Here is a 25,631-nt window from a genome sequence, read left to right on the forward strand (position 1 = left end):
TTTATGAATTGGTTATTTGCCGGGCTGTCCGCCCCTGTGGATGGTCTGGTTTTTAGCTGGTTTCAAATTTTGTGCAGCGTGTCCGGGTCTTTTTCCGGCCTGGGTGTGTTGTGTCTGTTTTTGTTTTACTTCAACGGAGAGTTTGATCCTGGCTCAGGATGAACGCTGGCGGCGTGCTTAACACATGCAAGTCGAACGATGATCCGGTGCTTGCACCGGGGATTAGTGGCGAACGGGTGAGTAACACGTGAGTAACCTGCCCTTGACTCTGGGATAAGCCTGGGAAACTGGGTCTAATACCGGATATGACCTTTCACCGCATGGTGGGGGGTGGAAAGCTTTTTGTGGTTTTGGATGGACTCGGCGGCCTATCAGCTTGTTGGTGGGGTAATGGCCTACCAAGGCGATGACGGGTAGCCGGCCTGAGAGGGTGACCGGCCACACTGGGACTGAGACACGGCCCAGACTCCTACGGGAGGCAGCAGTGGGGAATATTGCACAATGGGCGCAAGCCTGATGCAGCGACGCCGCGTGAGGGATGACGGCCTTCGGGTTGTAAACCTCTTTCAGTAGGGAAGAAGCGAAAGTGACGGTACCTGCAGAAGAAGCGCCGGCTAACTACGTGCCAGCAGCCGCGGTAATACGTAGGGCGCAAGCGTTATCCGGAATTATTGGGCGTAAAGAGCTCGTAGGCGGTTTGTCGCGTCTGCTGTGAAAGACCGGGGCTCAACTCCGGTTCTGCAGTGGGTACGGGCAGACTAGAGTGATGTAGGGGAGACTGGAATTCCTGGTGTAGCGGTGAAATGCGCAGATATCAGGAGGAACACCGATGGCGAAGGCAGGTCTCTGGGCATTAACTGACGCTGAGGAGCGAAAGCATGGGGAGCGAACAGGATTAGATACCCTGGTAGTCCATGCCGTAAACGTTGGGCACTAGGTGTGGGGGACATTCCACGTTTTCCGCGCCGTAGCTAACGCATTAAGTGCCCCGCCTGGGGAGTACGGCCGCAAGGCTAAAACTCAAAGGAATTGACGGGGGCCCGCACAAGCGGCGGAGCATGCGGATTAATTCGATGCAACGCGAAGAACCTTACCAAGGCTTGACATGGACCGGACCGCCCTGGAAACAGGGCTTCCCTTCGGGGCTGGTTCACAGGTGGTGCATGGTTGTCGTCAGCTCGTGTCGTGAGATGTTGGGTTAAGTCCCGCAACGAGCGCAACCCTCGTTCCATGTTGCCAGCGGGTTATGCCGGGGACTCATGGGAGACTGCCGGGGTCAACTCGGAGGAAGGTGGGGACGACGTCAAATCATCATGCCCCTTATGTCTTGGGCTTCACGCATGCTACAATGGCCGGTACAATGGGTTGCGATACTGTGAGGTGGAGCTAATCCCAAAAAGCCGGTCTCAGTTCGGATTGGGGTCTGCAACTCGACCCCATGAAGTCGGAGTCGCTAGTAATCGCAGATCAGCAACGCTGCGGTGAATACGTTCCCGGGCCTTGTACACACCGCCCGTCAAGTCACGAAAGTTGGTAACACCCGAAGCCGGTGGCCTAACCCCTTGTGGGAGGGAGCCGTCGAAGGTGGGACCGGCGATTGGGACTAAGTCGTAACAAGGTAGCCGTACCGGAAGGTGCGGCTGGATCACCTCCTTTCTAAGGAGCAACTGCCCTTTTGTGGTGGTGGCTGCATGGTCGCCGTCCGGGGGTCAGGAGTACAGCCCATTGCGCAGGCGTCTGTTCTGCGGTGGGTGCTCATGGGTGGAATATCAACGAATCAAACTGGTTTTGGCATGGCCTTGGTGGTTGTGTCCTGTGGTTAGTACGGTGTCTGTGCCCTTTTGGGGTGTGGGTGTTGGGAACGCTGCGGGGTGCGGACTGTCGTGGGTTGTGTTTGGTGCACTGTTGGGTCCTGAGGCAACAGGACCTGCAACGATGAGTTGCCGGGCCCGTCAGGGGCGCCCCTTTTGTGGGGTGTTCTGGGGTTTCTGGTTTTCCTGTCCTTGCCGATCATGCGCATGGTTTGTGTGTGTGGGGGTTGGGGTTGTTGTTTGAGAACTACATAGTGGACGCGAGCATCTTGTAAGCAATTTTGTTTAGAAGTTTTTTGATCTGTGTGGTCAAGTTTTTAAGGGCACACGGTGGATGCCTTGGCATCAGGAGCCGATGAAGGACGTAGGAATCTGCGATAAGCCTGGGGGAGTTGATAACCGAGCGGTGATCCCAGGATGTCCGAATGGGGAAACCCCGCACAACGCCGTTTTCGGTGATTGTGTGACCCGTACCTGAATATATAGGGTGCGTGGGGGGAACGCGGGGAAGTGAAACATCTCAGTACCCGCAGGAAGAGAAAACAACAGTGATTCCGTTAGTAGTGGCGAGCGAACGCGGATCAGGCTAAACCGACCCATGTGTGATAGCCGGCGGGCGTTGCGTGGGCGGGGTTGTGGGGCAGTTGCGTGCTGGTTCTGCCGGACCGGCGGGGTGTGTGTGCGTGCATAGGCGAACGGTTTTGAAAGGCCGGCCGGAGAGGGTGTGAGTCCCGTAGCCGTAATGTGTTGTGCCGCCCTGGTGAGTGTTCCCAAGTAGCACGGGGCCCGAGAAATCCCGTGTGAATCTGTCAGGACCACCTGATAAGCCTAAATACTTCCTGATGACCGATAGCGGACCAGTACCGTGAGGGAAAGGTGAAAAGTACCCCGGGAGGGGAGTGAAACAGTACCTGAAACCGTGTGCTTACAATCCGTCAGAGCAGCCTTGTTGTTGTGATGGCGTGCCTTTTGAAGAATGAGCCTGCGAGTTAGTGTTACGTCGCGAGGTTAACCCGTGTGGGGTAGCCGTAGCGAAAGCGAGTCTGAACAGGGCGAGTGTAGTGGCGTGATCTAGACCCGAAGCGGAGTGATCTACCCATGGCCAGGTTGAAGCGACGGTAAGACGTCGTGGAGGACCGAACCCACTTCAGTTGAAAATGGAGGGGATGAGCTGTGGGTAGGGGTGAAAGGCCAATCAAACTCCGTGATAGCTGGTTCTCCCCGAAATGCATTTAGGTGCAGCGTTGCGTGTTTCTTGCCGGAGGTAGAGCTACTGGATGGCCGATGGGCCCTACAAGGTTACTGACGTCAGCCAAACTCCGAATGCCGGTAAGTGAGAGCGCAGCAGTGAGACTGTGGGGGATAAGCTTCATAGTCGAGAGGGAAACAGCCCAGACCACCAACTAAGGCCCCTAAGCGTGTGCTAAGTGGGAAAGGATGTGGAGTTGCTTAGACAACCAGGAGGTTGGCTTAGAAGCAGCCACCCTTGAAAGAGTGCGTAATAGCTCACTGGTCAAGTGATTCCGCGCCGACAATGTAGCGGGGCTCAAGTACACCGCCGAAGTTGTGGCATTCACACATGTTCCTAGCCTTCGTGGTTCAGGGGTGTGGATGGGTAGGGGAGCGTCGTGTGGGCGGTGAAGCTGCGGTGTGAACCAGTGGTGGAGCCTACACGAGTGAGAATGCAGGCATGAGTAGCGAAAGACGGGTGAGAAACCCGTCCGCCGAATGATCAAGGGTTCCAGGGTCAAGCTAATCTGCCCTGGGTAAGTCGGGACCTAAGGCGAGGCCGACAGGCGTAGTCGATGGACAACGGGTTGATATTCCCGTACCGGCGAAGAACCGCCCATACCAAGCGGGGGATACTAACCGCCCGAAACCTGCCCTATCACCCTTTGGGTGTGTGGGTTTTGGTGGAGCGCGGGACCTGATCCCGGGAGGTAAGCGTATTAACAGGTGTGACGCAGGAAGGTAGCCGGGCCGGGCGATGGTTGCCCCGGTCTAAGGACGTAGGCCGTTCCATAGGCAAATCCGTGGAACATGCAGGCTGAGATCTGATGGGACCCCCGCATGGGGGGATCCGGTGATCCTATGCTGCCTAGAAAAGCATCGGCGCGAGGTTCCAGCTGCCCGTACCCCAAACCGACACAGGTGATCAGGTAGAGAATACCAAGGCGATCGAGAGAATTATGGTTAAGGAACTCGGCAAAATGCCCCCGTAACTTCGGGAGAAGGGGGGCCCGGACCGTGAGACCCACTTGCTGGGTGGAGCGGGCAAGGGCCGCAGAGACCAGGGGGAAGCGACTGTTTACTAAAAACACAGGTCCGTGCGAAGTCGCAAGACGATGTATACGGACTGACTCCTGCCCGGTGCTGGAAGGTTAAGAGGACCGGTTAGCTCTTCGGAGCGAAGCTGAGAATTCAAGCCCCAGTAAACGGCGGTGGTAACTATAACCATCCTAAGGTAGCGAAATTCCTTGTCGGGTAAGTTCCGACCTGCACGAATGGAGTAACGACTTCCCCGCTGTCTCAACCATAAACTCGGCGAAATTGCAGTACGAGTAAAGATGCTCGTTACGCGCAGCAGGACGGAAAGACCCCGAGACCTTTACTATAGTTTGGTATTGGTGTTCGGAGTGGCTTGTGTAGGATAGGTGGGAGACTGTGAAGCCCGGACGCCAGTTCGGGTGGAGTCATCGTTGAAATACCACTCTGGTCACTTTGGACATCTAACTTCGGCCCGTGATCCGGGTCAGGGACAGTGCCTGATGGGTAGTTTAACTGGGGCGGTTGCCTCCTAAAAAGTAACGGAGGCGCCCAAAGGTTCCCTCAGCCTGGTTGGCAATCAGGTGTCGAGTGTAAGTGCACAAGGGAGCTTGACTGTGAGAGAGACATCTCAAGCAGGGACGAAAGTCGGGACTAGTGATCCGGCGGTACATTGTGGAATGGCCGTCGCTCAACGGATAAAAGGTACCTCGGGGATAACAGGCTGATCTTGCCCAAGAGTCCATATCGACGGCATGGTTTGGCACCTCGATGTCGGCTCGTCGCATCCTGGGGCTGGAGTAGGTCCCAAGGGTTGGGCTGTTCGCCCATTAAAGCGGTACGCGAGCTGGGTTTAGAACGTCGTGAGACAGTTCGGTCCCTATCCGCTGCGCGCGCAGGAAATTTGAGAAGGGCTGTCCTTAGTACGAGAGGACCGGGACGGACGAACCTCTGGTGTGTCAGTTGTACTGCCAAGTGCACCGCTGATTAGCTACGTTCGGATGGGATAACCGCTGAAAGCATCTAAGCGGGAAGCTCGCTTCAAGATGAGATTTCCATGCACCTCGTGTGTGAGAGGCCCCCAGCCAGACCACTGGGTTGATAGGCCGGACGTGGAAGACAGGACCAACGACTGTCGAAGCCGACCGGTACTAATAGGCCGACAACTTACACCACACAAAAACATCAAAAGCTACGCGTCCACTATGTGGTTCCCGGACAACAACCCAGGAACCAAACCGGCACACCACCGGACAACCGAATACAACCAGCAACACCTGGTAACCAACAGTCTTCCCACCCCGCACACACGCGGGGACGGGTAACAAGGTTACGGCGGTCATAGCGTGGGGGAAACGCCCGGTCCCATTCCGAACCCGGAAGCTAAGACCCACAGCGCCGATGGTACTGCACCCGGGAGGGTGTGGGAGAGTAGGACACCGCCGGACATACTTTAGAAGTTCAGGCCCTGACCACGACGGTCAGGGCCTGAGCAGTTTAACGCGCATGCGCCAACATGGTGCCCGAAGGCCTCAACGGAGCCGTTCACGGCCCTGCACGGAGGAGGGGGCCTTCGACAGGGCGCAGCGGCCGGCGTGACGCCGATTGCATGCCGCAATACTAGTGTGCAATCATTCGGGTGATCGTGATCCTTTGGCAGGAGGTGAGACCCATGAACGCAGTATCCGTAATGGGTGCTCCCTTGCAGTCCACGATCGCGCGACTGAAGTAGCCGCCGTCGGGAGCGCCATCCAGGCAATCCTCGAGAGGCGACTCCCATGAACACAACACCTTCTTCAACTCCGCACCCCACCTCGACGACGTCTTCGGACTCGACGACATCTTCCGACAGCCCAGCCCCCGAGCGGGAACAGCCGCAGCTCGACGCCACAAAACGGGTGCGCGCCGCAGGCCAGCGGGCGCTGGTCCTCGGTGGCGGTGGCTCGACAGGCAACGCGTGGCTGATCGGCGTCATCGCAGGCCTGTTCGATGCCGGACTGGATGTGACCGGGGCCGATCTCGTCATTGGCACCTCGGCCGGATCGACCGCTGCTGCCCAGATAGCTGGTGCGAGCCCGACTGAATTGCTTACCGCCATCTTTGCCGCCGCACCGTTGCAACGTACGGCTCCGCCCGGTTCCGACAATGGGCGCGCCCGCACCGGGCACGTAGCGGACCAGTTGGAGAGGACGGCACGTATCATCGCCGCCGCCGTGGACGCGGCCGACATGCGACGCAGAATGGGCGCGGCGGCACTCGGGATGGACACGGCGTCGGACGATTCCATGCAAAAGCGGTGGCGCGCTACTGTCGCCGCGCGGCTGCCCGCCCAGCTCTGGCCGCAACAGACGGTGCTCATCACTGCGGTCGACGCCTTGAACGGTGAACCGGTGGTGTTCGACCGCCAGAGCGGCGTCGACTTGGCGGACGCCGTCGCCGCCAGCTGTGCCAGCGGCTTCCCTTACAGGATCGGGGACAGGCATTACATCGACGGCGGCTACCGGCGTAACGAGAATGCCGATCTGGCAGCCGGATACGCACGCGTCCTGGTTCTGTCGCCATTCGGCGGCAGAACCAGGACGCCGCTGGACTGGGGAATGCATCTCGCAGCACAGCTCGACGAGCTACGAGCTGGAGGCAGCGAAGTCGAAACGATCTTCCCTGACAGCGACTCCGAGCACATGTTCGGCGCCAACGCCATGGATCTGTCCCTGCGTCCGCCCGCCGCGCGGACCGGTTACGAGCAAGGCAGGGCCCTCGCCGGGCGGCTGACCGAATTTTGGTGTTGATAGGGCCTGTTCGGCCGTGGCAAGGGGCGAATGGTTCAGGCGACGAGCGCGGCCCAGGTGCGCGGACCCACCACGCCGTCAGCGGCCAGCCCCCGGGAACGCTGGAAGGCAACAACGGCGGCCGCGGTTTTCGGTCCGAACACGCCATCCTGCGCTGTACTGAAACCCTTGGTGCTGGCGCAGTGCTGGAGCCCGAAGACCGCGTGGCCGTTACTTCCTTCCTTGCGGGTGAGCTGCAGGGCAGTCCAGGTCTTTGCGCCCACGACGCCGTCGGCTGCCAGGCCCCTGGATTTCTGGAACGCGACCACCTGGGCCTCGGTGCCGGAACCGAAGATACCGTCAACCGTGAGCGGGCGGCCGTGCTGGCGGAGCAGCCGCTGCAATGCGGTCACGAAGTAGCCCTGCTGGCCCCGGCGGACCACCCGCCAGGTGGGGGCCGCGGTAGCCGGCGGGGGAGTTGAAGAGCCTCCGCCAAGCTTGCGGACCAGCGCCGCGACAGCGGGATCGCCCGGTCCCTTTACCAACTCGAAATGCATCTCGTCCTTGCGGTTGCTGTAGTCGCCGCCCCAGCGGACCACACCGTCGCAGGCCGAAAGGATGGATCGGATCGCATGGACCTGGGCCGCACTGAAGGTGCCGGAGGCGCCAAGGAAGTGTTCGGGAGCATTGACGTCGATGGCCGTGCCGCTGGCGTGGTTGGAATAGGAAGTGCTCCCGCTGATCTTCCGGAAGTTGTAACCCCAGCACTCGCCCTTGCGGAGGGTTTCGACCTCGCTGTTGAAGCGCCGTGCAACGTAACCGAGGATCGTGTGTGGTGCTCCGCTCCGCACGCCCTGGGGGAAGGTCACGGCGCCCACGCTCAAGGTGCTGAGGGGAAGGCTGGTGGAGGCAGGCCATCCGTTCTGCGAGGTCGCCGCGGCCGCGGGGCCGGCGCCCAGCAGGCTGAGCCCTCCCACGGCAGCCGCCGCAGCGCCGCCGAGGAAGAGCCTGCGGTTCAATGGATTGCCCGGGGCAGCCGCCGTCCGGGCGCCAAAGTGTTCATTGCACATGTGTTTCTCCTTTACAGTGGGGACCCGACCGTGAGCGCGGACCCGAGCGATCCCGAAGCCACCGAACCAGGCCTCGGCAGCGGTTTGCCGTAACGGCTCCGCTCGCCAAGTGGGGCTCTGCTCTTGTTTGCGAGTCTTGCAGTGGCGGGTGAGTGTGCCAATGGTGAGCACTGCCCATCCGGAGTGCCCGGCACCTGCCACGCGCCGCCTGCCCCGGTAGAGTTGATGCCCATGGACAGCCTTTTCAGCCACCCCGAACCGGGCCCCGGCCCGAGCGGCCAGGCCTTCGACCTGGAACCCCTCGTCTTCACCGTCATTGTTCCCGCGCCGGTGGCACACGCCTTCATGGGGTTCACCGACCACCCGCACCTGTGGTGGCCGATGGAGGAGCACAGCGTCTTCGGGGCCGGCTCGCATGTGGAGTTCGAAGAGAACTTGATCCTGGAAACCGCGGAGGACGGTCGGACCAGCGTGTGGGGCACCATCGATGACTGGCAGCCGCCGCTGTCCTTCCATGCAAGCTGGTACCCGGCAAGCACCGCCTTGTGGTCCACCGAATTGCGGGTCGCCTTCCGGGCGGTCGACGGCGGTACCGAAGTCCGGCTCGTCCATGAGGGCTGGGAGGGTGCGGAAGACCCTGCGGGAACCCGCGCGTCGTACGAGGAAGGCTGGCCCGGGGTTCTGGAGCGCTATGTCCGGTTCATGGGCGGTGCTAGTGGCTAGGATCCGCCGGCTGGGGCGGGAGGATTGGGAACTGCTGCGGGCAGTCCGGCTCGAGATGCTCGCCGACAGCCCCTTGGCCTACCTTGAGACCCTGTCGGCCGCCCGGCGCCAGACGGATACGCAGTGGCAGGAGCGGGCGGCCATGATGTCCAGTGGCACAAACATCACCCTGTTGGCCGACGGCGGCCCGGAGGATCCGCGGGTCCGCGGCCTCATGCGCGTGGTACCCAAGGAATTGCAGGAGCGGGAGCAACTGCGCAGGGCGATCCTTCTCAGTGTCTACGTTGCTCCGGCCTACCGGGGCCTGGGCCTGGCCGAAGAACTACTCGAGGAAGCCTGCAGGGTGGCCAGCGCAGAACTCGGCGTGGCAGTGCTGGAGCTCGGAGTGCATGAAGACAATGAACGGGCCAAAGCCTTCTACCTCCGCCATGGATTCGGCTTCACCGGTGAATCGCGGCCTTTCCCGCAGGACCGCGCAAATGCGGGCGCCATGGCGAAACGGGAGCTTTCGATGGAACGGGAGCTGTCCCGTGCACGGATTCACGGCCCCGTCTGCGCCCCCCGCTGACGGCCCCGCCCTAACAGACTCCGTCCCAACAGACTCCGTCCCAACAGGCCCCGCCCTAACAGACTCCGTCCCAACAGGCTCCCGTGGGCGGGTCTCAGCGCGGCTGCGGCGGTGTGGCGGTGCTCCGGCGCACGATGAATTCGGGCTCCACGATGTCGCCCAAGGGGGCGGCATCGCCGTCGAGCTGGCGCAACAGCATATGGACTGCATCCGCTCCCTGCCGCCGCGGCGCCTGGTCAAAGGTGGTGAGTCCGAAGACCTCGCCGAGCTCGTGCCCGTCGATGCCGATGACCGAGAGATCGTACGGCACGCGCAGGCCCAGCTCCTGCGCTGCGGTGATGACGCCGATCGCCATCTCGTCCGAGGCGGCGAAGACTGCGGTCGGCCGCCCGGATGGCGCGGCCAGCAGCCGCTTCGCGACGGCGTGCGAGCCGGCAACCGTGAAGTCGGTGCGCACCAGCCATTCCGGCCGGACGGCGATCCCGGCGTCGTGCATGGCCGTTTCGAAACCCACCCGCCTGTTGACCGGCAGTGCGAAGTCCCGCTCGAACTCGGGCGAGCCGCTCAGGTGCGCAATGTCCCGGTGTCCCAGGTTGATCAGGTGCTGGGTGGCACGGCGCGCCGTTTCGACGTCGTCGATATGGAGGGTGGCGATGCCCTGGATCGGCCCGCCCAGGCCCACTACAGGACGCTTCACCCGTAGCAGCTGCTCCACTTCGTCCGGCGAGAGTTCCAGGGAAACGGCCACTACGCCGTCGAGCCGTTGGCGGAGGAGGAAATCGTTCAGCACGCTGTGGCGCTGCCCGGGTCCTTCGCCCGTCGTGTAGAGCGTGAGGTCGTAGCCGGCCTCGAGGAGGGCGCCGGAGGCGCCCTCCAGGACACTTGAGAAGAACCAGCGCTGCACGGTTGGCAGCATGATGCCGATGTTCCGGGTCCGTCCGGAGGCCAGGCTGGCGGCGTTGTAGGACGGGACGAATCCGAGTTCGGCGGCGGCGTCCAGGACGCGCTGCCGGCTGCGCTCGGAGACGTTCCCGCGCCCGCTCAGGGCGCGCGACACCGTGGCCATGGAAACGCCGGCTGAGTGCGCGACATCACGGATGCTCACGCTCACAGCAGTCTCCGTCCTTCTATCGGCTCTCCGTGCTCAGGCCCGCGGTTCGAGGCTGAGCCATGCGGCCTCGCCCGGGGCGAGGACCCGGCCGTCCTTGCGCTGGCTGCTCAGCAGGATTTCGAGCTCCGGCAGTTCCAGATACTCGTCGCCGAGGTTCAGCATCACCAGAATAGTGCCATTGACGAAGGCAAGCGCTCCGTGACGGCACCATGACTCGGCCCAGGCCAAGGAACCGGTGCCAAGGCCGAACTCCCGGCGCAGCTCCAGGGCACGGCGGTAGATGGACAGGTGCGAGGCAGGGTCTGCGGCCTGAATGTCGCGGGCGAGCACGTCCCAGTCGCGCGGCTGGGGGAGCCAGCTCATGCCCGTGGGGCTGAAACCGTGCGCGGCCTCCCCGGCGCGCCAGGGCAGCGGGACGCGGCAGCCGTCGCGACCCACCCGCTCGCCGCCCGTGCGGTGGAACGTGGGGTCCTGGCGCCGATCGGCCGGGATCGCCGTGTTGTCCGGGAGGCCAAGCTCTTCGCCCTGGTAGAGGTAGGAGCTGCCCGGCAGGGCGAGCATGAAGAGGCTAGCGGCACGGGCCCGCCGGCGGCCAAGGGCCGTGTCCGGCTGGGGGTGGTCCGGGCCGATGCCGTCACCAAGACCCTGTCCGGGGTCGCTCATGCCCAGGCGGCTGGCGTGCCGGACGACGTCGTGGTTGGAAAGCACCCAGGTGGTGGGCGCGCCGACGGCGTCAAACGCCGCCAGCGAACGGCTCACCACCGCACGGAGCGGCTCTGCCGCGAACGGCGAGGCGAGGAACGGGAAGTTGAAGGCCTGGTGCTGCTGCCCCGGGGCGACCCAGGCGGCCATGCGTTCGATCGGGTCGACGTTGGCTTCCGCGCAGAGGATGCGGTCATCGCCGTACTCCGCGAGGACCTCGCGCCAGCGGCTGTAGATGACATGCAGGGCCGGCTGGCCGAACATCGGCGCTTCGTGGCCGGGGAAGCCATCGGAGGAACCGCCGTCGGCCTTTCCTCCCCAGTCCGGCAGGCCGGGTGCCTTGACGAGGGCGTGTGCCACGTCCACCCGGAAGCCGGCCACGCCGCGGTCCAGCCAGAAGCGCAGGACGCGTTCGAACTCGGCGGCAACTGCGGGGTTGTCCCAGTTGAAGTCCGGCTGGCTGGAGTCGAAGAGGTGCAGGTACCACTGGCCGGGGGTGCCGTCGGCTTCGGTGATGCGGGTCCAGGCTGTGCCGCCGAAGTGGGACTGCCAGTTGTTGGGCGGCAGTTCGCCGTTTTCGCCGCGGCCGTCGCGGAAGATGAAGTGCTCCCGCTCGGGGCTTCCCGGTGCTGCGGCCAGCGCGGCGCGGAACAGCCTGTGCTCGGAGGAACAGTGGTTTGGGACGAGGTCCACGATGACGCGCAGGCCGAGGTCCCGTGCCCGCGAGCTTAGGTTTTCGAAGTCCTCAAGCGTGCCGAAGAGGGGGTCTACTGCGCAGTAGTCGGCGACGTCGTAGCCGCCGTCGCGCTGCGGGGAGGCGTAGAACGGGGAAAGCCAGATGGCGTCCGCGCCCAGTTCGGCGATGTGGTGCAGTTCGGCGGTGATGCCGGGGAGGTCGCCCACGCCGTCGCCGGACGCGTCGCGGAAGGACCGCGGGTAGATCTGGTAGATGACGGCAGAACGCCACCAGGAGTCGTCGGAGTCCGCGGCATGAACGTGCGTGAGCGGGCCGAGCGCTGGGTGCCCCGCGGCGGTGGCGGCTGCTGGGGAAGCCGCGAATGAAATGGAAGACATGGTGCATTCTAGACAGCTCCGAAGCATTTTGCGGAAACGCTTGCACAAAGATTACGACGATTTTCTGGAAGCGCTTGCAAGGCGGGTTTGTCAGCGTGGGTTGGCTTTCCTGATAGTGGCGGTTGGCAAGCACGAAAGTTCTGAGTAGAGTTTGGAAGCGTTTCCAGTATGTGAGGCGGTTCACTTCCGCGACTCAGCGACGATGGCCATCGGCCGCCCAGCGCCTCACCACAAACATCCAGAAGGGACACCAATGATGGTGCGTTTCACTGAGCAGCCTGGCCTTAGCCGCAGGACCTTCACCATGGGGGCCGCTGCGTTTGCGGCCATGATGGGCCTGAGCGCGTGCGGTGGCGGGACTCCGAGCAGCCCCGCAAGTACGGAACCGAAGAAGGACCTCGCCGCCGCCGGAGCCACGACGATCACGATGTGGCTCGACGCCCAGCGCGCTCCGGCCCTGAAGGCCGTGGCGGCCAAGTTCAAGGCGGACACCGGCATCGAGGTGAAGCTGGTGATCAAGGACTTCGCAGCCGTACGCGACGACTTCATCACCCAGGTGCCTACGGGCAAGGGCCCGGACCTGGTGGTCGGGCCGCACGACTGGCTGGGCAAGCTCGTCCAGAACGGCGTGATCGCGCCGCTGGAACTCGGCGACAAAAAGTCCCAGTTCCAGGACTCCGCCATCCGTGCGATGACGTACAACGGCTCCGTGTACGGCGTACCGTACGCGATCGAGAACATCGGCCTGATCCGCAACACGGCGATCGTGGACAGTGCCTCGACCACCTTCGACGAGGTCCTGGGCAAGGGCAAGGCGGCGGTGGCTGCGGGCAAGGCAAAGTACGCGTTCCTCGCCGGGCTTGATCCCAAACAGGGCGACCCGTACCACCTGTACCCGCTGCAGACCTCCATGGGCGTTCCAGTATTCGGGACCAACGCCGACGGCGAATACGACCCCAAGCAGCTGGCCCTGGGCGGACCGGGCGGCGCTGAATTCGCGGCCAAGCTCAAGGAATGGGGCGACACCGGCTCGAAGGTGTTCAACTCCAACATCACCGGCGACATCGCCAAGGAAAAGTTCCTGGCCGGCGAGAGCCCGTACTTCATCACCGGCCCCTGGAACGTGCCGGACTTGAAGAAAAAGGGCATGAAGTTCGCCGTCGACCCGCTGCCCACCACCGGCAGCAAGCCCGCCCAGCCGTTCATCGGTGTCAACGGCTTCTTCGTCAGCGCCAAGAGCGCCAACGCCCTGGCCACCAACGAATTCGTGGTCAACTACCTCACCACCGAAGCCGTCCAGGACGCCATGTTCGCCACCGGAAGCCTGCCGCCAGCCCTGAAGGCTTCCTTCGACAAGGCCGCCTCCGACCCGGTGGTGAAGGCCTTCGGCGAGATCGGCGCCCAAGGCGTTCCGATGCCTGCCATCCCGGAAATGTCTGCGGTCTGGGCCGACTGGGGTGCCACCGAACTGGCCCTCATCAAGGGCAAGGGCGATCCCGCCACCGAGTGGGCCAAGATGGTCGCCAACATCAAGGGCAAGATTGCCTCGTAGCGCTTCCTGAAAGGCAGCCACTCCTGAGGCTGCGGCCCCTTTGGCCCGCAGCCTCAGCCATCCGCCTGTCCCGCGGGGGACGCGCCCCCGCCGGACGGGCGCGCCTTGGCGACCTCCGCCGTCGCACGCCAGACACTCCCATTGAAGGAATCTTCCATGCCCCCTACAGCCAAGTCCGCCCTTGAGGCGATGCCCGACGGCGGCACGCAGCAGCCTGCGCCGCCGCGCCCCCGGCGGGTCCTGCCGGCAAGCCGCCGCGGCCCGGACTCCTGGAAGGGGACGCTCGCCAAGATCATCCTGCTTGGCCTGGTGGATGCCGTTGCCGTGTATGTTCTCACGGCCCTGTTCCTTAGCCAGTCCTGGGCGGTGCTGGCCATCGCGGCGTTGGTGACCGTCGCCATCAACTGGATCTACCTGCGCCCGGGCGGGCTGCCTGCCAAGTACCTGGCTCCCGGCGTGCTGTTCCTGCTGGTGTTCCAGGTGTTCGTGGTGGTGTTCTCCGGCTACATCGCCTTCACCAACTACGGCGACGGGCACAACGGCAGCAAGGAAGACGCGGTCTCCTCGATCCTGACCTCCTCGCAGAAGCGGGTTCCCGATTCCCCGGCCTACCGCACCTCGATCCTGGAAAAGGGCGGTAGCTACTACCTCCTGGTCACGAACCCGGAGGGTGAGGCGCAGCTCGGCACCACGGAATCCAAACTCGAGGATGCCGCCGGCGCCGTCAAGGATTCCACCGGCAAGGCAAAGGAACTGGCCGGGTACCGGACCCTCACCTTCCAGGAAATCGTGGCGCACCAGAAGGACGTGCTGGGCCTGGTGGTGCCGCTTTCGGACGATCCCGGAGCGGGCTCCCTCCGCACACAGGATGGCAGCAATGCCTACGTCTTCCGCTCGAACATGGTCTACGACAAGGCCGCGGACACCCTCACCGACACGGACTCCGGCAAGATCTACCGGGACTCCGGACAGGGCGACTTCGTCTCCGACACCGGCGAGAAACTCGCCACGGGCTGGAAGATTGACGTCGGCTTCAAGAACTTCGTCACCGCCTTCACCGATCCGGAGCTCCGCGGGCCCCTGCTCTCGGTGACTCTGTGGACGTTCACCTTCGCAGTGGTGTCGGTACTGCTGTGCTTCGCCCTGGGGCTCTTCCTGGCCATCACCTTCAACCGCAGCGACCTCAAGGGCAAGAAGATCTACCGGATCATCATGATCCTGCCCTACGCCTTCCCGGCCTTCCTGTCCGGACTGGTCTGGGCGGGCCTGCTCAACCCCGAATTCGGTTTCATCAACAATGCCCTCCTGGGCGGCGCGCACATCGGCTGGCTCACTGACCCGTTCCTGGCCAAGATCAGCGTGCTGGTGGTCAATCTGTGGCTCGGCTTCCCGTACATGTTCCTGGTGTGCACCGGGGCACTGCAGTCGCTGCCCGAGGACGTGGACGAAGCGGCCCGCATGGACGGTGCAAGCGCCTGGCGGATCTTCCGCTCCATCAAGCTGCCGCTGCTCCTGGTCTCCGTGGCGCCGCTGCTGATCTCCTCCTTCGCCTTCAACTTCAACAACTTCAACGTCATCTACATGCTGACCAGCGGCGGGCCCCGCTTCGAGGACACCACCCGCGACATCGGAGCCACGGACATCCTGATCACCTTGGTCTACAAAAGCGCCTTCGGCGTAGGCACAGGCCGGGACTACGGACTGGCCAGCGCCTTGGCGATTGTCATCTTCATCATCGTGGCCGCGATTTCGGCCATCAGCTTCAAGCAGACCAAGGCCCTCGAGGACGTGAACTGACATGAGCACCACTGTTGCTACCGAATCCCGCCGTTCCTTCCCGCGCTGGTTCCGCGACAAGGGCTGGCGCCACCTGGTGGGCGTGGCCACGAGCATCTTCGCTGTGTTCCCGCTGCTGTACGTGCTCTCCGCGGCCTTCAACTCCACCGGAACCCTCGCCGGATCGGCCACCCTCTTCAGCCAGTTCTCCGGGGACAATTTCGCCAAGCTGTTCGGCAACGAACAGCGCCCCTTCGGCCGTTGGTTCGTCAACACCATGGTGGTCGGCCTCGTGACCTCCGGGGCATCGGTGTTCCTCGGCGCCCTCGCCGCCTATGCCTTCTCCCGGATGCGCTTCACCGGCCGCCGCGCCGGTCTGCTCAGCCTGCTCCTGCTGCAGATGTTCCCGCAGCTGCTTGCCGTCGTCGCGATCTTCCTGCTGCTCAGCGGCATCGGCGAGATCATCCCTGCGCTGGGCCTGGGCAGCCAGCTCGGCTTGATCATGGTCTACCTGGGCGGTGCGCTCGGCGTGAACACCTACTTGATGTACGGCTTCTTCAACACCGTGCCGCGGTCCCTGGACGAAGCGGCCAAGCTGGACGGCGCCAGCCACGTGCAGATCTTCTTCGGCATCATCCTGCGCCTGGTCACCCCGATCCTTGCGGTGGTGGGCCTGCTGACGTTCATCGGCATCAGCAGCGAATTCGTGATCGCCAGCGTGGTGCTCACTGACCCCAACAGCCAGACCCTCGCGGTGGGACTGTATTCCTTCGTGGCCAACCAGCGCACCGAGGACTGGGGAGTGTTCGCCGCCGGCGCCGTGCTGGCCGCGCTTCCGGTCATGGCGTTGTTCCTGTTCCTGCAGCGCTACATCGTCTCCGGCCTTTCCGCCGGTTCAGTCAAGGGATGAGGTTCGGTCAAAAGATGAGCATGCTGGGTTTCGAAGCCCACCACGACGGCTCCCCGCTCTACCTGCAGGACGGCCCGGTTCCGCTCGGCGGGACCACCCGCGTGCGGGTCCGGACGTGGGCGGGCGGAAGCTCTGCGGGAACGGACGGAACGCTCGAAGGCGGGCGGCCCGCCGCCGTCGAACGCGTCTGGCTGCGGACGGTCGAGGACGGCGAGGCGCGCTTCACCGAGGCCCGCCGCCTGGAGCTTCCGCACGGAGCGGACGGCTGGGATTGGTGGGAGGCCGAGCTCCGGGCCGTCAACCCGCTGGCCCGCTACCGCTTCCTGCTGACCGAAACCGCTGGCCGCGTGCTGTGGCTCAACGCCGCAGGCGTGCACTCGCAGGACGTCCCTGACGCCCAGGATTTCCGCCTGTCTGTGGCCGAAGCCGGCCCGGACTGGGCCGCCGGGGCAGTGATGTACCAGGTCTTCCCGGACCGCTTCGCCCGTTCCGCGGCGGCGGATGCCCGCCCCGCGCCGGACTGGGCCGTGCCCGCGGACTGGGACGCCGCCGTCGAGTATCAAGGCCCTGACACCCCGCTCCAGTTCTTCGGCGGCGACCTCGACGGCGTGCGGGAGCGGCTGGACCATTTGGCCGGGCTCGGCGTCGAGATCCTTTACCTCACCCCCTTCTTCCCCTCGGCGTCGAACCACCGCTACGACGCTGAAAGCTTCCGCCGGGTGGACCCGTTGCTGGGCGGCGACGAAGCACTCATCCGCCTGGTGCAGGCCTGCCACGAGCGCGGCATCAAGGTGATCGGTGACCTCACCACGAACCACACGGGGGATACCCACGAATGGTTCCGCACGGCGCTCGCTGATCCGGGCGCCGCGGAACGTTCCTTCTACTACTTCGATACGGGCGGCGGCTACGAAAGCTGGTGGGGCGTGCCGAGCCTGCCCAAGCTCGACTGGGCCTCGGACGGGCTGCGCCGCGAATTCGTGGAAGGCCCGAAGTCCGTGGTGGCCCACTGGCTCGCCGAGCCGTTCAAGCTGGACGGCTGGCGGGTGGACGTGGGCAACATGACCGGCCGGCTGGGCGCCGCCGACTGGAACCGGGAGGTGGGCTCACTTGTGCGGCAGACGGCCTTGGAGGCTCGCAAGGATGCGCTGCTCGTCGCCGAATCCACCAACGACGCCGCCCCGGACTTCCAGGGCGACACCTACCACGGCTCCATGAGCTACGCGTCCTTCACCCGCCCGCTGTGGGCGTGGCTGACGGACGGGACCGCGGTGAACTTCTTCGGCTCACCCCTGCCGTGCCCGCCGCGGATCCCGGCCTCACAGTTCGTGGCCGAATACCGCGACTTCGCCGCGGCCTACCCCTGGAACGTGCGGCTGCACAGCCTGGTGGCCATCGACACCCACGACACCGCCCGGGCCGCCACCGCAATGCTCCCCGGCGGACAGGCCGTTGCGGCCGTGCTGTCCTTCACCTTGCCCGGCATGCCCACGGTTTTCGCCGGGGACGAGTTCGGCCTGGAAGGAATGAACGGCGAACACTCCCGCACGCCCATGCCCTGGGACGAACCGGAGCGGATGGTGCAGGACCTCCGCGGCCTCTACTCCGCGCTCGGCGCGCTCCGCCGCGAAGCGGTCCTCCGCACCGGTTCGCTGCGCTGGTTGCACGCCGACGGCGGCACCCTCGCCTTCGTGCGGGAACTGGCGGGAACCACCGCGCTGGTGGTCGCCACCCGGGACGAGGCCGACATCGTCTTCCCGGCGGGGCTGCTCCCGGCGGAACTGTTTCAGGCGGGACTGCTTCCTGCGGGAGCCCCTGCGGACACCGGAGCCGCGCTCGCCGTCGGGCGGATCGGCCTGAGTGCCTCCGGCGACGGCGGCACCCGGCTGCGCGCGGCGGGTCCGGCGGCGGCGGTGTGGCTGCTGGGTTGATTCCCCGGGAGATTCCCGGTTCCCGCAGGTTAAACTGGTTGGCACTGAAACACTGCGAAGACTGCCGGCTTGGCAAGTCCGCGGTGCGCATGTGAGGAATCACCCTTGTCACATCAGACGGCAGCAGCCGGGAAATCACAGGAAATCAACGCAGCGGCCAGCCCCACTGAGGCGCCGGCCGGCTTCATGGCAGAACTCGCCGCCGGCCTGGCCGCGGCACAGATCACCGCGGACGGCGGCACACTGTCCACCTACTCGATCGACCAAGGCCCGGTGGTGGACTGGCAGTTGCCGCTCGCCGTCGTGTGGGCCGAATCGGTGAAGGACGTGCAGCATGTCGCGCGCACCTGCACCAAATACGGGGTGCCGATCGTCCCCCGCGGCGCCGGGACCGGGGTATCCGGCGGGGCGCACGCCGTCAAAGGCTGCATCGTGCTCAGCCTCGAACGGATGAACCGCATCCTTGAGCTGAACCCCGAAGACGAGACCGCCGTCGTCGAACCCGGTGTCATTAACGCCGACCTCAACGAGGCTGCCGCGGAACACGGGCTGATGTACGCGCCGGACCCGGCGAGCTACCGGATCTCCACGATCGGCGGCAATGTGGCCACCAACGCGGGCGGGCTGCGCTGCGCCAAGTACGGGGTGACCCGTGATTCGGTGCTGGCCCTTGACGTGGTGCTGGCCGACGGTTCGCTCCTGCACACCGGGCACCAGACCTTCAAAGGCGTCGCCGGGTACGACCTGACTGCGTTGCTGGTCGGCTCGGAAGGGACCCTGGGGATCGTGGTCGGGGTGACCGTGCGGCTGCGCTACCTGTCCCGCGAGATCCAGACGATCGCGGCTTTCTACCCCGACTTCCGCGGCGCGGCCGCCGGAGTGCTGGCGGTCGGGAAAGCGCGCGTGCAGCCGGCCATCATGGAACTCCTGGATTATGGCAGCCTGGAGCAGTTGGACGAGCTTAACGGCACACGGCTGCTGGCCCGGGGAAAATCCCTGCTACTGGTCCAGACCGACGGTTTCGGCGCGGCCGCCGAAGCGGAGGTGGTCCGGGAGGTCCTCGCCGCCGGGGGAGCGGTGGTGACCACCGAAGCCAGCGAGGGAAGCCGAACGCCTCGTGGACATGCGGCGCAGCAGCCGCGGCACCGAGGTGGACGACGAATTCCGGGTGGGCGAGGACATCGCCGTGCCCCGCTCGAAGCTGGTGGACTTCGTCGCCGCGTTGGAGGACATGGCCGCCCGCCATGACGTGCGTTTGAAAGTGGTGGCGCATGCCGGCGACGGGAACCTGCACCCCACGTTCTGGGCGGACCGCGTGGACGAACTGACCGACGCCGGTACCGTGCGCCGGCTCAACGAAGCACTGGACGAGTCCATCGACGTGGGCCTGCGCCTGGGCGGCACGATCACGGGCGAGCACGGCGTGGGCCAGTACAAGCTGCGCTGGCTGGGCCTGGAACTGCCCGCGCCCGTCCGTGAACTCCAACGGCAGATCAAGGGGATCTTTGACCCGGCGGGCATCATGAATCCGGGGAAAGCGATCTGACACTCTGGTATCCCAACTCCCATGAGAAGTCATATCTGATCACGCCTTGGACCGTCATTTACTTTGCTGGATTCGCCCCCTAATCTTATTTGGTATACCAAGTAAGATTAGGGGGAACGATGAGCACACGACGGCAGCCAGTCCGCAAGCGGGCCGTGGCGTGGTCCGCCGCGGCTGTCATGGCAGCCCTGCTCCTGGTGTCCATCAACCTGAGGCCCGCCATCACCACCATGGCCGCCGTCATGGGCAAGCTCGCACACGGATACGGAGTGGACTCGCATCTCCTTCCGGTCCTGGGGGCGCTGCCCGTGCTCGCATTCGGGATATCCGCCCCGCTTGGCCCGTGGCTGGCGAAGTGGCTCGGAACCGGATGGGCCGTCGGGGTTGCCCTCCTGGTGCTCGCCGCCGCCCTTGCTGCCCGTGCCCTGGTTCCCGGATTCATCTTCCCCGGCACCTTCCTCGCGGGGGCGGCAATCATGGCGGCCAGCGTGCTGCTGCCGCAGATCGTCAAGGAATACCACGGCACCGGCTGGTGGACCGGGTTGTGCACCATGGGCTTCGGCCTGGGTGCCGCGCTTGGGGCAGGACTGGTCCAGCCCCTGCAGGCGGCGCTTGGCGGCAGCCTCGCCGGGGCCTTGGCGATCTGGGCTGTGCCAGCGGTGGTTGGTGCACTGATGGTGGGTTCAGCCGTCCGGCAAGGTCCGACCCGGTCCGGTTCTGCCGCAGGCCCGGAAACCGGTGGTCTAGCCGCGGCGAGGATCCCCCTGCGGAAGCAGCGCACCGCGTGGGCTGTTGCTGCGTTCTTCGGCCTGCAGGCACTGCTGTACTTCGCCGTCACCTCGTGGCTTGCCGTGTTCCTGGAATCCAAGGGCCTGGGCCCGGGCGAGGCTGCCTCGCTCCTGGCCTGGTTCAGCTTCGCAGGCCTGCCCGCCGGGCTCCTGGTCCCCGTGCTTGCCGGAAAGCCCGCGGTGCTCAGGCTCATGGCACCGGGCCTGGGCATCCTGATCGCCGCCGCCTTGCTCGGTGTCCTGGCAGCTCCCGCCGGGCTCCAGTTCCCCTTGGTCGGCGTCCTGGGCTTCGTGCAGAGCGCGCCCTTCGGCCTCGGCATGGCGCTGATCGTCATCCGTTCCTCCGGTCCGCGCACCGCCGGCCGGCTGTCCGCCATGAGCCAGGGCCTGGGCTTCGCGGTGGCCTCGCTGGGTCCGCTGGCCGCCGGGTTGCTGCACGAATGGAGCCGGGCCTGGGCGCCGAGCTTCGTGATGCTCGCCGTCGTGGCGCTGCTGGTGGCTGCGGCCGGATTCCTCGCCGTCAACGGACCAGTGGTCGACGCCGGTGAGGCCGTTGACCGCGAAAAGGAACCGTCCGCCGTCGGGAGCTAACAAGCAGCGCGAACGTACAGTTGAGGCCCTGAATCCGCCGGATCCAGGGCCTCAAGTGTACGTTCGCGCTGTGAGGGAGGGGTTAGACGAGCTCGAGCTGTTCCGCCACTACCTGGCCGCGGTGGAGGACCGTGCGGTCCTTGCCGCGGTCCATCACGGCTGAGGCGACCGTCTCGCCGTCGACCAGGAGCAGCTCCGCCGGGTCTCCGACGTCGACGCCGGGGCGGTGGGCCGTGCCCTTCAGGCGGGTGGCGTTCGGGTCCAGGATGCTCGCGCCGCCGATGCTGGCGATCGCGAGGCAGTGCTCGATCAGTTCGTCCTTGCGGAAGCCGTGCGTGAAAGCGAGCTGCCAGGTGCGGTCCAGCATGTCCGTGTTGCCGTACGGGGACCAGTAGTCGCGCTGGCCGTCCTGGCCGAGGCCCAGGCGGACGCCGGCCTCGGAGAGCAGGGGGATGGGCAGCTGGCCCGCGGCGCCGGCCGAGCCCGGGGCAACGGAGGCCAGGGACACGTCGAGCTCGGCGAACTCGTCGATGAGCCGGCGGGTGGTGGCTTCGTTGATGCTGCCCAGCTGGTAAGCGTGGGAAATGGTGACCTTGCCCTGCATGCCGAGGGCGCGGGTGCGTTCCAGGATGAGGTCGGTGCTGAAGACGCCCAGCTCGCCGGGTTCGTGCAGGTGGATATCGATCGGGACCTGGTACTTTTCGGCGAGGCCGAACACGATGTCCAGGTGCTTCACAGGGTCGCGGTCCAGGGTGCAGGGATCGATGCCGCCCATCACGGTGGCACCGGCCTTCAGGGACTCCTCGAGCAGTTCGGGCGTGCCCTCTTCGCGGAGCAGGCCGGCCTGCGGGAAGGCGATGATTTCGACGTCGGCCTGGCCCTTGAAGTGCTCCTTGGCGGCCAGGACGGCCTCGAAGCGTTCCAGCTTGCAATCCACATCCACCTGGGCGTAGGACCGGACGCGGGTGGTGCCGCGGGCGATCATGCGGCCCAGGGTGTCCCGCACGCGCTCGTTCAGCGGAACTTCGGCGTTGCGCCAGTTCAGGCGGTCGTTCATCATCATGGCCCAGACTCCGGGGGCGCCTGTGTGCTCGCGGAACGGCAGGCCGATCCGGGTGGAGTCCAAATGCACGTGCACATCGGAGAACGAGGGGACCAGCAGGCGGCCGCGGCCCTCGACGACGGTGGCGTGCCCGGCCGGGCGGGCCGGGTCATGCGGCTCGACGGCGGTGATCTTGCCGCCTGTTTTGTCCGCAACGATACTCACGTCGCTCAGGGCCTGTCCCCAGGGCCGGGCGGCGCGGATCAAGGTTTTCACAATGATGCTCCTTTGTTGATGGGTCTATTGCACACCGGCGGCCAGCGGGCTCGCCAGAGTGGTGTGGTGGCAGGCCGGCGAGCCGGCGACGGCGGGGGCCGGGACGTCGCCGATGCAAAGCTGCCGCTGTTCCTCGCCGAGGGTGCTGAACAACGGGCAGCGGGTGCGGAAGACGCAGCCGCTGGGCGGATTCGCCGGGGAGGGCAGATCGCCGCGGAGCCGGATCTTCTCCTGGGCGCGGGCCTGCCGCGGGTCCGGCAGGGGGACGGCGGAAAGCAGTGCCTGCGTGTAGGGGTGGCGCGGATTGGCGAACAGTTCGTCGCGGGAACCCTGCTCCACCATCTTGCCCAGGTACATCACCGCAACCTGGTCCGAAATGTGCCGGACCACCGAGAGGTCGTGCGCGATGAAGATGTAGGAAACCCCCGTGTCCTGCTGGATCTCCTGCAACAGGTTGACCACCTGGGCCTGCACCGAGACGTCCAGCGCGGACACCGGTTCGTCGCAGACGATCACGGACGGATTCAAGGAGATGGCCCGCGCGATGCCCACCCGCTGGCGTTGGCCGCCCGAGAACTCGTGCGGGAAGCGGTTGTAGTGCTCGGCCTTGAGGCCCACCTGCTCGAGGAGTTCCTTGACCCGGTTTTTCAGGCCGCCCGGAGGGGTGACCTTCTGCGCCACCATGGGTGCCGCGATGGCCGTTCCGATGCTCTGCCTTGGGTTCAAGGATGCGAAGGGATCCTGGAAGATCATCTGCACCTTGCGCCGGAAATGGTAGAGGTCCCGGCCGCGCAGTTCGCTGATGTCCACGCCGTCGACGACGATCCGCCCGCCGGTGGGGTCCATCAGCCGGGCGATCATGCGGCCCGTGGTCGACTTGCCGCAGCCCGACTCACCCACGAGCCCCAAAGTCTTGCCGCGTTCGAGGCTGAACGAGAAGCCGTCGACGGCTTTGACGGTGCGCTTCCCGCCCGGGGCGAACAGCCCGGTCTTGATGGGGAAGTGTTTCTGGAGGTTCTCCACCTGGAGAATTGCGTGCTGTTCCATGGTGGTCCTATCGGGGATTCCGGATGCTGAGGATCTGCGGGAGGCCCAGGTGGCAGCGTGTGCCGTGCCCGTCCTCGCTGGTGAACTGCGGCCGCTGCGATTCGCAGACGCCGTGGCCGGCGAGGGCCGCGTACTCGCAGCGCGCGCTGAAGATGCAGCCCTGCGGCAGGGCAAGGAGCGACGGCGGCTGGCCGGGGATCGGGTTCAGCCGGCCGGACTTCGTGGTCAGCGTGGGCATGGACTTGAGCAGGCCGAGCGTGTATGGGTGCCGGGTGTCGTAGAAGATCTCGTCCACCGGTCCGGACTCGACGCACTGCCCGCCGTACATGACCAGCACGTCGTCGCACACCTCTGCTACAACCCCGAGGTCGTGGGTGATGAGGATCAGCGCCGAGTTCGTTTCCTGCTGGAGCTCGGACATGAGGTCCAGGATCTGGGCCTGAACCGTGACGTCAAGTGCCGTGGTGGGCTCGTCGGCGATCAGCAGTTCCGGCTCGCAGATCAGGGCCATGGCGATCATGGCACGCTGCCGCATGCCGCCGGAGAAGTGGTGCGGGTACTCGTCGAAGCGCATGTCCGGGCTGGGGATTCCCACCCTGCCCAGCATGTCGACGGCGGCGGCCCGGGCCTGCTTCTTGCTCGCCTTGTTGTGCACCAGGTACGCCTCGGCGATCTGGTGGCCCACGGTGTAGAAGGGGTGCAGCGCCGAGAGCGGATCCTGGAAGATCATGCCGATGTTGCGCCCGCGGAGCTGGCGCATGCCGGCTTCGGGCAGCGTCACCAGGTCCTTGCCCTGGAAGAGCGCCTCCCCGGTGACCTGGGCGGAGGTGCCCTTGAGCAGGCCCATGAGCGCCTGGCTGGTGACGGACTTGCCGGAACCGGATTCGCCCACGATGCCGAGGGTCTGGCCGCGTTCGAGTGTGAAGTCCATGCCGTTCACCGCGGAAACGACGCCGTCGTCGGTGGGGAATTTCACGGACAGGTTCCGGACTTCCAGGAAAGCACCGGTCTTGGTGCTGCCGGAGGCCAGGGGGCTTGGCGTGGCAGTCTGGCTGGGCTGGGTCATTGGAGTCTCACTCGGGGGTCAATGGCTGCGTAGGCGAGGTCGACGACGACGTTCGCGACGATCACGAAGAAGGCGGCCAGCATTGTGATGGCCATGGTGACGGGCAGGTCGCCGGAGATGGCGGCGCGGACGGCAGTGAAGCCGAGGCCGGGAACCGAGAAGATCTGTTCGGTCAGTACGGCGCCGCCAAGGAGCAGGCCGATGTCCATGCCCAGCATGGTCACCACGGGGGTGATGCCGGCGCGCACGCCGTGCTTGAAGGTAACGGTGCGCGGCGCCAGGCCCTTGGCGCGGGCGGTCCGGATGAAGTCCTCGCCGAAGGTCTCGATCATGTTGGTGCGGGTCACCCGGATGTAGGAGGCGCTGAACAGCACGGCGAGGGCGATCCACGGCAGGAGGTAATTCAGGAGCCAGGCCCACGGCCCCTGCGCACCGAAGGGGCTGTTGATCTCGTTGGTGGTGAACGGCAGCAGGTGGAACTGGTTGACGAACACCAGCAGCAGGAACAGGCCGGTGACGGGAATGGGCAGCGAAACGCCCACCGAGGCGGCGCCGACGATGAATTTGTCTGTCGGGGAGCCCTTGCGCAGGGCGGCCAGGAGGCCGAGCCCGACGCCGGAGAGGGTCCAGAGGACCAGAGCGCCGATGGCCATGGAGAAGGTGTAGGGGAGCGAACGGGCGATGATGTCCGAGACGTTTTCGTTGGTCTGGAACGACTTGCCAAGGCACGGCCACTGGCAGAGGGACTCTGCGCCGGGGGCGCCGATCATGCGGGACGAGAACAGTCCGCGCATGTACTCCACGTACTGGACCAGGAAGGGCTGGTCCATGCCGAGGGCCACACGGGCTTCCTGCACGCGCTCGGGGGTGCATTCCTGGCCGCAGGCCGCGGACGCCGGATCCGCGGGGCCGAACTGGAAAAGCGTGAAGGTGATGAAGCTGACGGCGACGAGAAGCAGGAACAGGGAGCCTGTCCGGCGAAGGATGAAACGGATCATGGTGCTGGTTGCGGGC

The 25,631-nt window shown here is 65.1% G+C and carries 15 protein-coding genes, 3 rRNA genes and 1 pseudogene; 12 read left to right on the top strand and 7 right to left on the bottom strand.

The annotated features are described in order from the left end of the window. Window positions 1-130: 130 nt before the first annotated feature. The 4 genes from ACZ9CK_RS02725 to ACZ9CK_RS02740 all read left to right on the top strand — a co-directional run bounded on the left by ACZ9CK_RS02725 (window position 131) and on the right by ACZ9CK_RS02740 (window position 6,865). Window positions 131-1,656: ribosomal RNA gene (locus tag ACZ9CK_RS02725) — 16S ribosomal RNA — on the top strand. A gap of 462 nt (window positions 1,657-2,118) precedes the next feature. Beyond that, window positions 2,119-5,252, top strand: a 23S ribosomal RNA gene (locus ACZ9CK_RS02730). A 155-nt stretch (window positions 5,253-5,407) separates the two neighbouring features. Further along, a 5S ribosomal RNA gene (gene rrf, locus ACZ9CK_RS02735) occupies window positions 5,408-5,524 on the top strand. Together the 16S, 23S and 5S rRNA genes form the textbook arrangement of a ribosomal RNA operon. A 330-nt stretch (window positions 5,525-5,854) precedes the next feature. Beyond that, entirely contained in the window at window positions 5,855-6,865 is a 1,011-nt protein-coding gene (locus tag ACZ9CK_RS02740; RefSeq protein ID WP_476049174.1) for a patatin-like phospholipase family protein, read from the top strand. Window positions 6,866-6,900: 35 nt separating this feature from the next. On the opposite strand, the gene ACZ9CK_RS02745 is transcribed toward ACZ9CK_RS02740, so the two are convergent. Beyond that, window positions 6,901-7,914, bottom strand: coding sequence for a peptidoglycan-binding protein (locus ACZ9CK_RS02745; RefSeq protein WP_476049175.1), 1,014 nt, complete (start codon window positions 7,912-7,914; stop codon window positions 6,901-6,903). Between the two features lie 231 nt (window positions 7,915-8,145). Between ACZ9CK_RS02745 and ACZ9CK_RS02750 the strand changes: the two genes are divergently transcribed. Next, window positions 8,146-8,637, top strand: coding sequence for an SRPBCC domain-containing protein (locus tag ACZ9CK_RS02750; protein ID WP_426302233.1), 492 nt, complete (start codon window positions 8,146-8,148; stop codon window positions 8,635-8,637). Continuing rightward, window positions 8,630-9,205, top strand: a complete 576-nt coding sequence (locus ACZ9CK_RS02755; protein WP_476049176.1) for an N-acetyltransferase family protein — start codon at window positions 8,630-8,632, stop codon at window positions 9,203-9,205. Before ACZ9CK_RS02750 ends, ACZ9CK_RS02755 begins: the two co-directional genes overlap by 8 nt. 94 nt (window positions 9,206-9,299) lie before the next feature. On the opposite strand, the gene ACZ9CK_RS02760 is transcribed toward ACZ9CK_RS02755, so the two are convergent. Together ACZ9CK_RS02760 and ACZ9CK_RS02765 are read right to left on the bottom strand one after the other, a co-directional pair. After that, entirely contained in the window at window positions 9,300-10,316 is a 1,017-nt protein-coding gene (locus ACZ9CK_RS02760) for a LacI family DNA-binding transcriptional regulator (RefSeq protein WP_476049177.1), read from the bottom strand. A gap of 33 nt (window positions 10,317-10,349) precedes the next feature. After that, on the bottom strand, window positions 10,350-12,092 hold the full coding sequence (locus ACZ9CK_RS02765; RefSeq protein WP_426302235.1) for a glycoside hydrolase family 13 protein: 1,743 nt from the start codon (window positions 12,090-12,092) through the stop codon (window positions 10,350-10,352). A gap of 253 nt (window positions 12,093-12,345) precedes the next feature. Here ACZ9CK_RS02765 and ACZ9CK_RS02770 point away from each other — a divergent pair, with 253 nt between their 5' ends. The 6 genes and pseudogenes from ACZ9CK_RS02770 to ACZ9CK_RS02795 all read left to right on the top strand — a co-directional run bounded on the left by ACZ9CK_RS02770 (window position 12,346) and on the right by ACZ9CK_RS02795 (window position 21,186). Beyond that, window positions 12,346-13,644: a sugar ABC transporter substrate-binding protein gene (locus ACZ9CK_RS02770; protein ID WP_476049178.1), complete on the top strand. Its 1,299-nt coding sequence runs from the start codon at window positions 12,346-12,348 to the stop codon at window positions 13,642-13,644. A 156-nt stretch (window positions 13,645-13,800) separates the two neighbouring features. Further along, complete coding sequence (locus ACZ9CK_RS02775; RefSeq protein WP_476049179.1) at window positions 13,801-15,441, top strand: ABC transporter permease subunit; 1,641 nt, start codon at window positions 13,801-13,803, stop codon at window positions 15,439-15,441. A gap of 1 nt (window position 15,442) precedes the next feature. Beyond that, window positions 15,443-16,330 carry a sugar ABC transporter permease gene (locus tag ACZ9CK_RS02780; protein ID WP_426302238.1) on the top strand — a complete coding sequence of 296 codons (888 nt, stop codon included), beginning with the start codon at window positions 15,443-15,445 and terminating at the stop codon, window positions 16,328-16,330. Beyond that, window positions 16,327-18,261: a glycoside hydrolase family 13 protein gene (locus tag ACZ9CK_RS02785; protein ID WP_476049180.1), complete on the top strand. Its 1,935-nt coding sequence runs from the start codon at window positions 16,327-16,329 to the stop codon at window positions 18,259-18,261. Before ACZ9CK_RS02780 ends, ACZ9CK_RS02785 begins: the two co-directional genes overlap by 4 nt. A 186-nt stretch (window positions 18,262-18,447) precedes the next feature. Continuing rightward, window positions 18,448-19,807 (top strand): annotated as a pseudogene (locus ACZ9CK_RS02790) (FAD-binding oxidoreductase). 119 nt (window positions 19,808-19,926) lie between these two features. Continuing rightward, a complete protein-coding gene (locus ACZ9CK_RS02795) occupies window positions 19,927-21,186 on the top strand; it encodes an MFS transporter (RefSeq protein WP_476049181.1) in 1,260 nt (419 codons plus the stop codon). A gap of 82 nt (window positions 21,187-21,268) precedes the next feature. Here ACZ9CK_RS02795 and ACZ9CK_RS02800 read toward each other — a convergent pair whose 3' ends face one another. The 4 genes from ACZ9CK_RS02800 to ACZ9CK_RS02815 are packed head-to-tail and all read right to left on the bottom strand — an operon-like array spanning window position 21,269 to window position 25,615. Further along, complete coding sequence (locus tag ACZ9CK_RS02800) at window positions 21,269-22,504, bottom strand: amidohydrolase family protein (protein WP_476049182.1); 1,236 nt, start codon at window positions 22,502-22,504, stop codon at window positions 21,269-21,271. A 24-nt stretch (window positions 22,505-22,528) separates the two neighbouring features. Then, the gene (locus ACZ9CK_RS02805) at window positions 22,529-23,551 is read right to left on the bottom strand and encodes an ABC transporter ATP-binding protein (RefSeq protein WP_476049183.1); all 1,023 of its coding nucleotides are present in this window, start codon (window positions 23,549-23,551) and stop codon (window positions 22,529-22,531) included. A 7-nt stretch (window positions 23,552-23,558) separates the two neighbouring features. After that, window positions 23,559-24,617, bottom strand: coding sequence for an ABC transporter ATP-binding protein (locus ACZ9CK_RS02810; protein ID WP_476049184.1), 1,059 nt, complete (start codon window positions 24,615-24,617; stop codon window positions 23,559-23,561). Continuing rightward, complete coding sequence (locus ACZ9CK_RS02815) at window positions 24,614-25,615, bottom strand: ABC transporter permease (protein WP_426302244.1); 1,002 nt, start codon at window positions 25,613-25,615, stop codon at window positions 24,614-24,616. Before ACZ9CK_RS02815 ends, ACZ9CK_RS02810 begins: the two co-directional genes overlap by 4 nt. Window positions 25,616-25,631: the final 16 nt, after the last annotated feature.

It is taken from the genome of Arthrobacter sp. TE26545 (assembly GCF_056279005.1).